Below are 13,048 nucleotides of genomic sequence, written 5' to 3' on the forward strand. Positions count from 1 at the left end.
TTAGGCCCGCGTGCAGGGCGCGTCCACCACCCTCGGGACGTGTTCCGTTGTCCCACAAGCGCTTTGGCGGACAGCCCCGACCCACGGGGCAAACCGCCGCACGGCCGCGTCTCGGGCGCTGCACACGGCACACCCGGACGAATCCGCCTGTGCCACAACGCAACTCGGGCGTCACGGGACGCGCGAGCCCCATCAGCAGGCAAGAGCGACCGTCGCCAGGCGAGTCACATCCGTCACACCAGTCACAGCCGCACGGATCGCCGACGAGCGTGAACTGCCCACTCCCACACGGCGTGTCGCACGCCGAACCGTCAGAGGGTGACGGGCTTCCAGCTCGGACGCGTCTTCTCGTATGCCGTGACGTCACCTTCGTGACGCAGCGTCAGCGAGATGTCGTCGAGGCCCTCGAGCAGCCGCCACCGCGCGTAGTCGTCGACCTGGAACGGTGCCGTGAGGTCACCGGCGGTGACGGTGCGCGACTCGAGGTCGACGGTCACCGACGTCCCGGGCTCGTTCTCGAGGAGCTTCCAGAGCAGCTCGACGTCGTCCTGGCTGCACTGGGCCGCAAGCAGACCGGCCTTGCTGCTGTTGCCGCGGAAGATGTCGGCGAACCGTGAGGAGATGACGACGCGGAAGCCGTAGTTCATGAGCGCCCAGACGGCGTGCTCGCGTGAGCTGCCTGTCCCGAAGTCGGGACCAGCGACGAGGACCGAGCCCGCGGCATACGTCGGGTCGTTGAGGACGAAGGTCTCGTCGCCCCGCCAGGCCGCGAAGAGGCCGTCCTCGAAGCCGGACTTCGTCACCCGCTTGAGGTACTCCGCGGGGATGATCTGGTCGGTGTCGACGTTGCTGCGGCGCAGCGGGACGCCGATGCCGGTGTGGGTGGTGAAGGCTTCCATGTCAGGCCTCCTGGGTGGCGTGGCCGGCGGTCGCAGCCGAGAGCGGCTGGAGGTCGGACGGGCTGGAGAGGGTGCCGCGCACGGCGGTCGCGGCGGCGACGAGCGGGCTGACGAGGTGGGTGCGGCCACCCTTGCCCTGGCGCCCCTCGAAGTTGCGGTTGGACGTCGACGCGCTGCGCTCCCCCGGTGCGAGCTTGTCGGGGTTCATCGCCAAACACATCGAACAGCCCGGGAGGCGCCACTCGGCGCCCGCCTCGGTGAAGACGGCGTCGAGGCCCTCGGCCTCGGCCTGGAGCCGGACGCGGGCGGAGCCGGGGACGACGAGCATGCGGACGCCGTCGGCCACCCGGCGTCCCTTGACGACGTCGGCGGCGGCACGCAGGTCCTCGATCCGGCCGTTGGTGCACGACCCGACGAAGACGGTGTCCACCGGGATGGCGCGCAGGGGCGTGCCGGCGACGAGACCCATGTACTCGAGGGCGCGCTCCGCGGCCTGGCGCTCGGAGTCCTCCATCTGCGCGGGGTCGGGCACGGAGTCGCCGAGCGGAGCACCCTGGCCCGGGTTGGTGCCCCAGGTGACGAAGGGAGTGAGCGAGGCCGCGTCGAGCACGACCTCGGCGTCGAACTCGGCGTCGTCGTCGGTGCGCAGCTCGCGCCAGGCGGCGACCGCGGCGTCCCAGTCCTCACCACGGGGCGCGTGGTCGCGGCCCTCGAGGTAGGCGAAGGTCGTCTCGTCGGGCGCGATCATGCCGGCGCGGGCCCCGGCCTCGATCGACATGTTGCAGACGGTCATCCGCGCCTCCATCGACAGCGACCGGATGGCGCTACCGCGGTACTCGAGGACGTAGCCCTGCCCGCCGCCGGTGCCGATCTTGGCGATCACCGCGAGGACGATGTCCTTGGAGGTCACGCCGGCGGGCAGCTCGCCCTCGACCGTGACGGCCATGGTGCGGAACGGCTTGAGCGGCAGCGTCTGGGTGGCGAGGACGTGCTCGACCTCGCTCGTGCCGATGCCGAAGGCCAGGGCGCCGAACGCGCCGTGGGTTGACGTGTGGCTGTCCCCGCAGACGACCGTCATGCCCGGCTGGGTCAGCCCGAGCTGGGGGCCGACGACGTGGACGATGCCCTGCTCGGCGTCGCCCATCGGATAGAGCTTGATGCCGAACTCCTCGCAGTTGCGGCGCAGCGTCTCGACCTGGGTGAGGCTGATCGGGTCCGAGATCGGACCGGGCGTCGTGGGGACGTTGTGGTCCTCGGTCGCCAGCGTGAGGTCGGTGCGCCGGACGGGGCGCTGGGCGAGACGCAGTCCGTCGAAGGCCTGGGGGCTCGTCACCTCGTGGAGGAGGTGGAGGTCGATGTAGAGCAGGTCCGGCTCCCCTTCGCCCCGACGCACCACGTGTGCGTCCCACACCTTCTCTGCCAGGGTCTTGCCCACGGCCAACACCTCCACGAAACGGTTCTTGGGCACCGCCCGTCCAGGTCGTGGGCGACGCCGCTCTGACCGAGACTCGCACGACGCTCCGAGCAGGGAACTTGCGTCTCACCGCTTGGGACGGCAGTATCAAGACATGGACAACACCAGTGGGGTCGGCGTTCTCGACAAGGCCGCCATCGTTCTGAGCGCTCTCGAAGCGGGCCCATCCACCCTTGCGCAGCTCGTCACGGCCACCGGCCTGGCCCGCCCGACGGCACACCGCCTCGCGGTCGCCCTCGAGCACCACCGCCTCGTCGGCCGCGACATGCAGGGACGGTTCGTCCTCGGCCCGCGACTCGGCGAGCTGGCCGCCGCCGCCGGCGAGGACCGCCTCCTGGCCGCCGCCGGCCCGGTGCTCGGCGCGCTGCGCGACCACACCAACGAGAGCGCGCAGCTCTTCCGCCGGCAGGGCGAGCACCGCATCTGCGTCTCCGCGGCCGAGCGCCCGGTGGGCCTGCGCGACTCCATCCCGATCGGTGCCAGCCTGACGATGCTCGCCGGGTCGGCCGCCCAGGTACTCCTCGCCTGGGAGGAGCCCGACCGCCTCCACCGTGGCCTGCAGGGCGCCGCCTTCAACGCCACGACGCTCTCGGGCGTCCGGCGCCGCGGCTGGTCCCAGAGCGTCGGCGAGCGCGAGCCCGGCGTCGCCTCGGTCTCGGCCCCGGTCCGCTCCCCCTCCGGTCGCGTCATCGCCGCCGTGTCGATCTCGGGCCCGATCGAGCGGCTCTCCCGCCAGCCCGGTCGGCTGCACGCGTCCACCGTCATCGCCGGCGCGAACAAGCTCACCGAGGTCCTGGCGCGTCACGCCAAGACGGCCGAGGAGCAGCACTCGGCCTGACCCGCGAGGGTGGGCACACGGCATACGACGGCTTGCGTCCGCAACCGTGGTCGCTTTCCTGACCACGGTTGCGGACGCAGTCGTGTGCCGTCCTGTTGCGTACGCAGTGGGTATGCCGGCCGCGAGACGACGAAGTCCCCGTCACCTGGAGGTGACGGGGACTTCTCTCCGGTAGCCCCGACGGGATTCGAACCCGCGCTACCGCCTTGAGAGGGCGGCGTGCTAGGCCGCTACACAACGGGGCCCTAGCTGGTGCTGCCGGACGAGCCGGACAGCGGGTGGAAGACTACCGCAGAACGGTGAATCTTCCGAATCGGCCTGTGCCACAAGGACATTGACCAAGCTGGGGTACCAGGACTCGAACCTAGAATGACGGTACCAGAAACCGTAGTGTTGCCAATTACACCATACCCCAAGGGGGTATCACTGGCGCTCCGGTCCGAAGACCATCTGCACCGGTGAACCGAGGAGCGATACTACCGGGTCCGCTCCCCCGCGCCCAAATCGCGGGTCGTGCCGTGGTCGCGAGGCCTCAGAGCGAGTCGCGCAGCGACCGTAGGCGGGCCAGCGTCGACGTCTTGCCGAGGATCTCCATGGACTCGAAGAGCGGCGGGCTGATCCGTGCTCCCGACACCGCGGTGCGCAGCGGACCGAAGGCGAACTTCGGCTTGATCCCGAGCCCGTCGACGACCGCCTCGCGCAGGGCGGCCTCGATGGCGGGGGCGTTCCAGCCGCTGTCAGTGCCGAGCACCCCCTCGCCGGCGTCGTCGATGTCGCCGAGGGCGGACAGCGCCGCGTCGAGCACCTGGCCGGCGTCCTCCTTGAGCTGGCCGCGTGCGTCCTCGGCGATCTCGAGGGCGTCGTCGGCGACGAAGAACGGGCGGACGAGAGCCGACGCCTCGGTGAGGTGCGAGATGCGGGTCTGGATGAGCTCGGCGACGGCCTTGAGGCGGCCGAGCTCGCCGAGGGACGGGTTGCCCGAGAGCACCTCGTCGCGCTCGAGGAACGGCAGCAGCCGCGAGGTGAAGTTCCCCAGCTCGAGCTCGCGGATGTAGACGCCGTTGAGCCAGTCGAGCTTCTTGAGGTCGAAGATCGGGCCGACGGGGTTGACCTTCTTCCAGTCGAAGCCGTCGCTGAACTCGCGGAAGGTGAAGACCTCGCGCTCGGTGCCGTCGGCCTCGGTCACCGGCGGGTAGGCCAGCAGCGCGAGGAAGTTCACGAGGGCCTCGGGCAGGTAGCCCTCCTCGCGGAACCACGTGAGCCGGGCGGCCGGGTTCTTGCGCTTGGAGATCTTGGACTTGTCGGCGTTGCGCAGCAGCGGCATGTGCGCGAACTTCGGCGGCTCGAGCCCGAGCCACTGGTAGAGGAGGACGTGCTTGGGCGTGGAGCTGATCCACTCCTCGCCACGCACGACGTGGGTGATGCCCATCTCGTGGTCGTCGACGACGACGGCGAGGTGGTAGGTCGGGAAGCCGTCGGCCTTGAGGATCACCTGGTCGTCGGGGCGGGGCGCCGACACGGTGCCGCGGATGAGGTCCTCGAAGGTCAGCGGCACGTCCTGCGGGATGAACATCCGCACGACGGGCGTCTCGCTGAAGCCGGGCAGCTCGGCGCGCTCCTCGCGCGTCTTGCCGTGGCAGAGGCGGTCGTAGCCGGTGGGCTGCTTGGTCTTCTGCTGCATCTCGCGCATCTGCGCGAGGCGCTCGCCGGTGCACCAGCAGTGGTAGGCCTTGCCCTCCTCGAGCAGCCGCTCGACGTAGGGACGGTAGGTGTCGAGCCGCTCGCTCTGGCGGTACGGCGCGTACGGGCCACCGAGGTCCGGGCCTTCGTCCCAGGTGAGCCCCAGCCAGTGCAGGGTGTCGTAGACCTGCTGCTCGCTGTCGGCGCGGAAGCGGGCGCGGTCGGTGTCCTCGATCCGCAGGAGGAAGCGCCCGCTCTGCTGCCGCGCGAACGCGAGGTTGAACAACGACATGTATGCCGTGCCGACGTGCGGGTCGCCCGTGGGCGACGGCGCGACGCGGAGGCGGGGGGTGCGGGCTGAGGTGGAGGGCTGTTCGCTCATGGTGCCCCGATTCTAGGGACACCCCGCGCGCGCGACGTCCGCGCGAGGTCTCCCCACGCCCCGCCGACGGGTCTACGTTGGCGGGAGGACCGGGCGACCGGCGTCCGGCACGACGTCCGGAGGCACCTCATGGCCAACCACGTGTACGCGATCTCGGAGCTCGTCGGCAGCTCCCCCGAGGGCGTGGAGGCGGCCGTCGACAACGCCATCGCCTCGGCCGGCAGCACGATCCGCAACCTCGACTGGTTCGAGGTGACCCAGATCCGCGGCCACCTCGGGGACGACGGCGCGGTCGCCGACTGGCAGGTCGGCATCAAGCTGGGCTTCAGGGTGGAGAAGTAGGCCCGCCCAGCGTCTCGCGCCGCCGACCCAGCCACGCGCGCTCGGCGGGGTTGTCCGTGGTCGCGATCGCGGCGGCATACGCGCGGCTCGCGTCGTCCGCGCGTCCCAGACGGCGCAGGAGGTCCGCGCGGGTCGCGTGCCACGGTGCGTATGCCGTGAGCCCCAGTCCGTCGACGACGGCCAGGGCGACCTGGGGCCCGTCGAGCTCTGCCACGGCGACGGCCCGGTTGAGTGCGACGACGGGTGTCGGCGCGAGGGCCAGCAGCTGGTCGTAGAGCGCCACGACCTGGCTCCAGTCGGTGAGCGAGACGTCGAGCGCGTCGGTGTGCACGGCCTGGATCGCGGCCTGCAGCTGGTAGGGACCGGGACGGCCCCGCCGCAGGCACTCCCTCACGAGCGCGTGCCCCTCGTCGATGAGCCCGGCGTCCCACAGGGCGCGGTCCTGCTCGTCGAGGGTGACGAGCGAGCCGTCCGGGCCGATGCGCGCCGGGCGCCGTGCCGAACCGAGCAGCATGAGCGCCAGCAGGCCGTCGACCTCGGGAGGCGAGCCGATGCCGCGGGCCAGGCTGCGCACGGCGCGGGTGAGCCGGATAGCCTCCGCTGCGAGGTCGGGTCGGTCGGCGGTGTCGGCGCCCGAGCTGAGGTAGCCCTCGTTGTAGATGAGGTAGAGCACCGCGAGCACCCCGTCGAGCCGCTCCGCGAGGTCGTCCTGCTCGGGGACGCGGTAGGGGATGCGGGCCTTGGCGATCTTGGCCTTGGCCCGGGTGATGCGCTGCGCCATCGTCGTCTCGGGCACGAGGAACGCGCTGGCGATCTCGCCGACGGTGAGGCCGCCCAGCAGCCGCAGGGTGAGGGCGACCCTGGCCGGCTCCGCGAGGGCAGGGTGGCAGCACGTGAAGATGAGCCGCAGCCGGTCGTCCGTGACGGGTCCGGTGGGCTCCGGGGGTGTGTCGTCGGTGAGCATGGTCGCCTCGGCGTACTTCTCGTCGCGGACCTTCTCGCGGCGCAGGTGGTCCAGCGCCTTGCGGGTCGCCGTCGTCGTGAGCCACCCGGCGGGGTTGGGCGGGACGCCGTCGCGCGGCCACCGTTCGAGGGCGACGACGAGGGCGTCGCCCAAGGCGTCCTCGGCCAGCCCGATGTCACCGAAGCGACGGATCAGTCCGGCCACGACGCGGCCGTACTCGGTGCGGACGACGTCGGCGACGGCGTCCGCACCGAGAGCGGCCTCGAGTGCCGGCCCGGTCACGAGGGTGCCTGCGTGAGGGCCACGCGAGCTCCGGGGGCCCGGGTCAGGCCGGGGAGAACGGACGGACCTCGACCCGGCCACCGCACGCGGCCGAGCCCTGCTTGGCCCACGTGAGCGCCTCGTCGAGGTCGGCTGCCTCGATGATCCAGAACCCCCCGAGGAACTCCTTGGCCTCGGAGTACGGCCCGTCCGTGACGGTCGGGGACTCACCCGTGGCGTCGACCGTCGTGGCCGTGGTGATCGGCTCGAGCCCGCCGGCGAAGACCCACTTGCCGGCGGCACGGACGGTCTCGTTGAACGCCTCGACGTCCTTGAACATCTGCTGCATGACGTCGTCGCTCGGCATCGGGTCGTCGACGTTGCCGGGGACAGAGAGCATGTACTGGGTCATGGGAGTTCTCCTTGCTGCGAGCGACGGGGCCTTCGGTGTGGTGCCCTGTGGCGTCGTCTCATCCTCTCCACGAACGGGGCGACGCGGATACGACACCGCCGACGAACTTTTTCCATCCGTCCGTCGTCGCGTGCTGCGGCGCGCGCCACTCGCGCGCGGGGCGCGGCTCAGCCGGCGCTGACGAAGGGGTTGCTCAGGGTGCCGATCTGGTCGACCTCGACCTCGACGCGCTGCCCGGCGACGACCTGGCCGACACCGGCGGGCGTCCCGGTGAGGATGACGTCACCCGGGAGCAGGGTGAACGCCTGCGACGCGAAGGCGATGAGCTCGGCGACGCCGTGGACCATGTCGGACGTCGGGCCGTCCTGGACGACCTCGCCGTCGAGCGTGGTGCGGATCCGGCAGGCGGTCGGGTCGAGGTCGGTCTCGATCCACGGGCCGAGCGGGCAGAACGTGTCCATCCCCTTGGCACGGGCCCACTGACCGTCGCTGCGCTGGAGGTCACGCGCGGTGACGTCGTTGGCGACGGTGTAGCCGAAGACCGTGGAGAGGGCCTGCTCGACCGCGACGTCCTTGGCCATGCGACCGATGATGACGGCGAGCTCGCCCTCGTAGCTGACCTCCTCGGTGACCGCGGGGATGACGACGGGGTCCCCCGGGCCGACGACGGCGGTGTTGGGGATGAGGAACATCAGCGGGGTCGTCGGCGCCTCGCCGCCCATCTCCTTGGCGTGGTCGGCGTAGTTCTTGCCGATGCCGATGACCTTGCTCCGCGGGATGACCGGCGCGAGGAGGCGCACGTCCTCGACGAGGTGGGTCGCTCCCGTGAGCTCGATCCGCTGGTAGAGCGGGTCACCCGTGATCTCGGCGATCTTCTCGCCTGCCCCGTCGACCAGCCCGTATGCCGGGTCCTCACCTGTCGTGAATCTCGCGATGCGCACGGGCCCACCCTAGTTGGGCCGGGGCCAGCGTTCGAGCGCCAGTCCGTCCGGCACCGTGTCCGGGGTGTCGTGGTGCTGCGCCATGCGCCGGATGCCGTCGGCGAAGTAGTCGTGCAGGGTCCTCGCGAGCTCGACGTCGCGGTCGAGCCCGCAGTCGGCGAGGGCCCCGTCCCACGCGGCGAGCGCCAGCGCGTCCATCTCCTCGTGCACCCCGTTGCCCGAGTGCATGCGCACCACCTCCGACTCCGTGCCCATCGACGCGGTGTAGGTCCGGGGGCCGCCGAGCGCCTCGCCGAGGTAGGCGGCGAGGCGCTCGGTGTGGTCCTCCCGGAAGCCGTGCGAGAACGCGTGCGACACCACCGGGTCTGCGAGGACCCTGCGGTGCCACGCCTCGGCCAGCGCGAGCATGCCGTCGGCTCCCCCGGCGGCCTCGTAGGTCGACGTCGTCATCCCCTCAGTGAAGCACCGACGTCCCCGCGACCCGCCCGGATCGAGGTGATCCGGGCAGGTCGGCGCGGCGCCTCAGTCGAGGCGACCCGCGACGACGTCCGCGAGGACGGCATACCCCGTGTCGTTCGCGTGGATGTCGTTGCGGCTGCACATCCACGTCCACGCACAGATCGTCGCGACGTTCGTCGGGATGGTCCCGTATGCCGTGGCCACCGGTGTCGTGTTCGTCGACCGGAACGCCGTGGCCACGTCGGCGACGTCGGCGTCGGCGGAGGTCGCGGACCTCGCGACGGCGCCGTTGAGCATGGCCTGCAGCTGGGTCGTGAGCGCGGCGACCTGCTGGCCGGCCGGACCGGTGAGCCAGGCGGCGAGGAAGGGGTTGTAGTAGTTGAGGACGACGATCTGCGTCTGGGGGCCGGTGGCCGCGCGCAGCCGCCCCAGGATCGTCGTGAGGTTGCGCTCGACGGTGCCGACCGCACCGATGGCGCACGCGACGTCGACGGTCCCCCGGGCGCACGGGGTCACGTCGTTGGCGCCGATGTCGATCGTCACGAGGTCGACCTTGGTCTTGTGCGCCGCGAGAAAGGCCACGGCCGCGTCGACCTGCGAGCCCTGCTCGTAGGTGCAGCGGTCCACGCCGAGCATCGACGTCGTCGTCGCTCCGGAGCACGAGAGGTTGCGAAGCTTGGCCTTGGGCGCGCTCTCCTGCAGCGCCGACAGCACGCCACCGACGTAGCCGCCGGTCCGGTCGTCTCCGACGCCGGGCTGGTAGCCGGCGGCCAGGGAGTCGCCGAGGGCGAGGTACCAGCTGGTGGCCCGGCCCGCACTCGGGTCCGGCTTCGCGGACGCGGCTGCGGGCGTCACGAGGACGGCGAGGCAGGCGATGACGAGGGTGAGCAGTCGACGCATGGGCTGGCTCCAGGGGCTCGTGGCCCGCGACGGTGCAGACCTCCCGGGATCGTCGCACAGCCGGGGCTCCTGTGACGGGAAGGAGGGCAGGGCGGGGTCACCTACGCTTGACGGGCCATGAGAACCGAGACGGTCCCCGACACCACCACGCTCGACCGCCCGACGTGGACGGCGCTCGAGGGGTCGCACGCGACGCGGGTCGACGCGGCGACGGCGGCCCACCGGTCGCGGCGCGGCCGGGGCGAGGCGCACCCCGTCGAGGACTTCCTCTTCTCGTACTACGGCACCACACCGTCCCAGCTGCGTCGCTGGCACCCCGGCCCCGGTGTGCGTCTCGAGGGCGCCGCCGCTCTGGAGCGCGCCACGTGGAAGCACTACCGCGTCGTCGGCGACGCCGTCGAGCTCGACGTGGCGGCCTTCGTCGCCGCGCGCGGACGAGCCGTCGAGTTCATCCGCCGCCTGCTCTCGGCGACCGCCTCCCGGCCGGCACGGCTCGGCTGCTTCGGGCTGCACGAGTGGGCCATGGTCTACCGCGCCGGTGAGGGCGACGTGCGCCACCAGCAGGTGCCGCTGCGCCTGGGCCAGAGCGCGACCGACGAGGTCGTGGAGCGGCACCAGATCACCTGCAGCCACTTCGACGCGTTCCGCTTCTTCACCCCGGACGCCTTGTCCCGCAACGCGATCCAGCCCACGCGCGAGTCGCAGGTCGAGCTCGAGCAGCCCGGGTGCCTGCACGCCGGCATGGACACCTACAAGTGGGCCACGAAGCTGTCGCCGCTCGTCCCGAGCGAGCTGACGATGGACTGCTTCGACCTCGCCCGCGAGATCCGGCTGCTCGACATGCAGGCCTCCCCCTACGACCTCTCGGACTACGGCGTCGAGCCGGTGCCGATCGAGACGGTGGCCGGCAGGACGGCATACGTCGCGCGGCAGCGGGCGTTCGCGGAACGGTCCAACGTGCTGCGCCACCGGATCCTCGAGGTGCTGGGCACCGAGGTGCACTGAGCAGGCCGCGTCGTCTGTCGCGTCAACCATTGACGCGCAGAGGGCCGACAGCGTTGGATAGTCCCATCGCCCGGGACTCCCCCGGGACCTTGCTGGAAGGTCGCGACGATGGCTCGCAGGTTCTCACGGTTCGGGGCGGGGGCGCTGGCTGCGATGCTGGCTGCGGCCGGACTCACGCTCAGCAGCACGTCGACGGCGTCGGCCACGGACTGGGGCAGCTGCCTCGAGGGTCCGGACGACACTCAGGCCGTCTTCGCACGGGCCGCGCAGGTCAGCGGGGTCCCCGAGGACGTGCTGCTCGCGGTCGGCTACATGGGCGGCCGCTGGAGCCACCACGCCGGGCAGCCCAGCGTGTCCGGCGGGTACGGCGTCATGCACCTGACCGACAGGCCCGTGGCCCCGGTGTCCGCGCCGGACAAGGGCGACGCCGCCACCGGGCTGCCCAGTCGTGCGGGCACGCTGGTCGTCGCGGGTCAGCGGACCGGGCTGTCGGCCGAGCGGCTGCGCACCGACCCCGTCGCCAACATCTGCGGGGCGGCTGCCGTGCTGGCGTCGTACCAGCCCGGCACGACGGCGCAGGGTCCGGCCGGGTGGAGCAAGGCGGTCGCGAGGTATGCCGGCACCGCCGACCGACAGGAGGCCCTGAACTACGCCGGCCTCGTGTTCGACGTGATCCGGGCCGGTGCCACCGAGACCAACGACCTCGGCGACGCCGTGACGCTGGCTGCGGACCCGGGCGCGACGCTCGACACCGCAGCCGTGGCGGGCGACCGCGTCCTCCGGCCCGGAGTCCAGGAGCTCGAGTGCCCCTCGACGATCGACTGCGACGTCGTCGAGGCGCAGTACCGCCGCACCGGACCCGCCGTCACGCAGTACGTCAACTACGACCTCGCCGACCGCGAGAAGGACCTGTCGATCGACTACCTCGTCGTGCACAACACCGAGTGCACCTACGACGTCTGCACCAGGCTCATCAAGGGCGAGGCCGAGCCGAACCGGTTCGTGTCGTGGCACTACACCGTGCGGTCCAAGGACGGACACGTCGACCAGCACGTCGCCACCCGCAACGTCGCCGCCCATGCGGGCAACTGGTACCTCAACATGCACTCCATCGGTGTCGAGCACGAGGGCAAGGCCGGCGAGCCCGGCACGTGGTACACCGAGGCGCTCTACCGTTCCTCGGCCCAGCTGGTGTCCTACCTCGCCACGCAGAAGGGCATCCCGCTCGACCGCGCCCACGTCGTCGGCCACGAGGAGTTCATGTCGAGCAACTACAAGTGGGACCCGGGGCCCTACTGGGACTGGGAGCACTACATGGCCCTGCTCGGCGCCCCCATCAAGCCCGACCGGCGCAGCGGCCCCAGCCAGGTGTTCACGGTCAAGCCCGGCTTCACCGACAACGCCCGGACGCTCACCGGCTGCTTCGCGACCGAGACGCAGCCGGGCCGGGCCTGCCCGTCGTTCGGCACCAACTACGTCGACGTCCGCACCGCCCCGAGCGACTCGGCGCCTCTCGTGTGGGGGTCCACCGACCTGGTCTCCGACCGCGACGCCCGCGCAGTCGCCGGTCACAAGTTCTCCGTCGCCGGACGCCAGGGCGACTGGGTGAAGGTCTGGTGGGACGGCTCCACCGGGTGGGTCAAGAGCCCGACGGGCAAGAAGTCCACCCTTGTCCCGTCCCAGGGTGAGGTCGTCGAACCGGTGCGCCAGTCCGTCCCGGTCTATGCGCGCGCCTACCCCGAGGCGTCGGCGTATGCCGGCACGCCGGTGCCGAACCAGGGGCAGCCCACCGTCACCGCGCCCGACGGGTCGGTGCTCACGCTCCAGCCGGGTCAGCGCTACGTCGTCGCCGACAGGACGGTCCCGACCGACTACTACCACGCGAAGTCGTTCGACAACTCGCTCCCCGGCGACAAGACCGTCGTCAGAGGGCAGCAGGAGTACTTCCAGGTCTGGGTCGGGCACCGCTTCGGCTACGTCAAGGCCGAGGACGTGAGGGTGCTCTCCGGGCGGTGACGGGGCTCGCCGCTCGTCGTCAGTCGGGGGTCACCCGGCCCCGACCGGACTTGAGGTCGCCGCGGCGCTTCTTGGCGTCGAGCCTGCGCCGCTGCGAGCCCCTCGTCGGTCGCGTGGGTCGACGTGACGGCGGCGCCGGGGCCAGTGCCTCGCGCAGGATCGCGACGAGCCGTTCGCGGGCGGCGGCCCGGTTGCGCAGCTGGGACCTGTGCTCGGAGGCGACGACGACGATCCGCCCCTGCACCAGGCTGGACCCCAGCACCTCGACCACCCTGCCCGCCTGCGTCGGCGTGAGCGACGTCGACGCTGCCGGGTCGAAGACAAGCTCGACCCGGCTGTCGGTCGTGTTGACTCCCTGACCACCGGGGCCCGACGCGCGGCTGAACCGCTCGACGAGCTCGGACGCATCGAGCACGAGGCCGCCGGGCAGACCGGGACCGGGCCGCACCACGAGGTTGCCCGGACCGTTCATGCC

The 13,048-nt window shown here is 71.6% G+C and carries 13 protein-coding genes and 2 tRNA genes; 4 read left to right on the forward strand and 11 right to left on the reverse strand.

All coding sequences use genetic code 11. The features are described 5' to 3' along the window. Positions 1-311: 311 nt before the first annotated feature. Positions 312-899, reverse strand: coding sequence for a 3-isopropylmalate dehydratase small subunit (gene leuD, locus KLO01_RS00910; RefSeq protein WP_147061671.1), 588 nt, complete (start codon positions 897-899; stop codon positions 312-314). Position 900: 1 nt separating this feature from the next. Next, on the reverse strand, positions 901-2,334 hold the full coding sequence (leuC, locus tag KLO01_RS00915; protein ID WP_147061672.1) for a 3-isopropylmalate dehydratase large subunit: 1,434 nt from the start codon (positions 2,332-2,334) through the stop codon (positions 901-903). Positions 2,335-2,467: 133 nt separating this feature from the next. Here leuC and KLO01_RS00920 point away from each other — a divergent pair, with 133 nt between their 5' ends. Beyond that, complete coding sequence (locus KLO01_RS00920; protein WP_147061673.1) at positions 2,468-3,211, forward strand: IclR family transcriptional regulator; 744 nt, start codon at positions 2,468-2,470, stop codon at positions 3,209-3,211. Positions 3,212-3,383: 172 nt separating this feature from the next. Here KLO01_RS00920 and KLO01_RS00925 read toward each other — a convergent pair. The 3 genes from KLO01_RS00925 to gltX form a co-directional block, all read right to left on the reverse strand. Beyond that, a tRNA-Glu gene (locus KLO01_RS00925) sits at positions 3,384-3,456 on the reverse strand. Positions 3,457-3,554: 98 nt separating this feature from the next. Further along, a tRNA-Gln gene (locus tag KLO01_RS00930) sits at positions 3,555-3,626 on the reverse strand. A 117-nt stretch (positions 3,627-3,743) separates the two neighbouring features. Next, entirely contained in the window at positions 3,744-5,183 is a 1,440-nt protein-coding gene (gene gltX, locus KLO01_RS00935) for a glutamate--tRNA ligase (protein WP_371860187.1), read from the reverse strand. A 219-nt stretch (positions 5,184-5,402) separates the two neighbouring features. Here gltX and KLO01_RS00940 point away from each other — a divergent pair, with 219 nt between their 5' ends. Then, entirely contained in the window at positions 5,403-5,615 is a 213-nt protein-coding gene (locus tag KLO01_RS00940; protein WP_147061675.1) for a dodecin, read from the forward strand. Here the strand turns inward: KLO01_RS00940 and KLO01_RS00945 are convergent. The 5 genes from KLO01_RS00945 to KLO01_RS00965 form a co-directional block, all read right to left on the reverse strand. Then, on the reverse strand, positions 5,599-6,861 hold the full coding sequence (locus KLO01_RS00945; protein WP_147061676.1) for an RNA polymerase sigma factor: 1,263 nt from the start codon (positions 6,859-6,861) through the stop codon (positions 5,599-5,601). The two genes, KLO01_RS00940 and KLO01_RS00945, sit on opposite strands and share 17 nt — an antisense overlap. Before the next feature lie 43 nt (positions 6,862-6,904). Then, a complete protein-coding gene (locus KLO01_RS00950) occupies positions 6,905-7,252 on the reverse strand; it encodes a YciI family protein (protein ID WP_147061677.1) in 348 nt (115 codons plus the stop codon). Between the two features lie 167 nt (positions 7,253-7,419). Beyond that, positions 7,420-8,193 (reverse strand): fumarylacetoacetate hydrolase family protein, encoded by a 774-nt coding sequence (locus KLO01_RS00955; RefSeq protein ID WP_147061678.1) that lies wholly within the window; start codon positions 8,191-8,193, stop codon positions 7,420-7,422. Between the two features lie 9 nt (positions 8,194-8,202). Next, positions 8,203-8,643, reverse strand: coding sequence for a globin domain-containing protein (locus KLO01_RS00960; RefSeq protein WP_147061679.1), 441 nt, complete (start codon positions 8,641-8,643; stop codon positions 8,203-8,205). 72 nt (positions 8,644-8,715) lie between these two features. Then, complete coding sequence (locus KLO01_RS00965; protein ID WP_147061680.1) at positions 8,716-9,552, reverse strand: SGNH/GDSL hydrolase family protein; 837 nt, start codon at positions 9,550-9,552, stop codon at positions 8,716-8,718. 117 nt (positions 9,553-9,669) lie between these two features. On the opposite strand from KLO01_RS00965, the gene KLO01_RS00970 reads away from it, so the two are divergent. Together KLO01_RS00970 and KLO01_RS00975 are read left to right on the forward strand one after the other, a co-directional pair. Continuing rightward, positions 9,670-10,557, forward strand: coding sequence for a 3-methyladenine DNA glycosylase (locus KLO01_RS00970; protein ID WP_147061681.1), 888 nt, complete (start codon positions 9,670-9,672; stop codon positions 10,555-10,557). Between the two features lie 108 nt (positions 10,558-10,665). Beyond that, positions 10,666-12,573: an N-acetylmuramoyl-L-alanine amidase gene (locus KLO01_RS00975; RefSeq protein ID WP_147061682.1), complete on the forward strand. Its 1,908-nt coding sequence runs from the start codon at positions 10,666-10,668 to the stop codon at positions 12,571-12,573. Positions 12,574-12,592: 19 nt separating this feature from the next. On the opposite strand, the gene arfB is transcribed toward KLO01_RS00975, so the two are convergent. After that, positions 12,593-13,045, reverse strand: coding sequence for an alternative ribosome rescue aminoacyl-tRNA hydrolase ArfB (gene arfB / locus KLO01_RS00980; RefSeq protein ID WP_147061790.1), 453 nt, complete (start codon positions 13,043-13,045; stop codon positions 12,593-12,595). Positions 13,046-13,048 lie beyond the last annotated feature (3 nt).

The sequence above is a fragment of the Knoellia locipacati genome (genome assembly GCF_007992835.1).
GTDB lineage: Bacteria > Actinomycetota > Actinomycetes > Actinomycetales > Dermatophilaceae > Knoellia > Knoellia locipacati.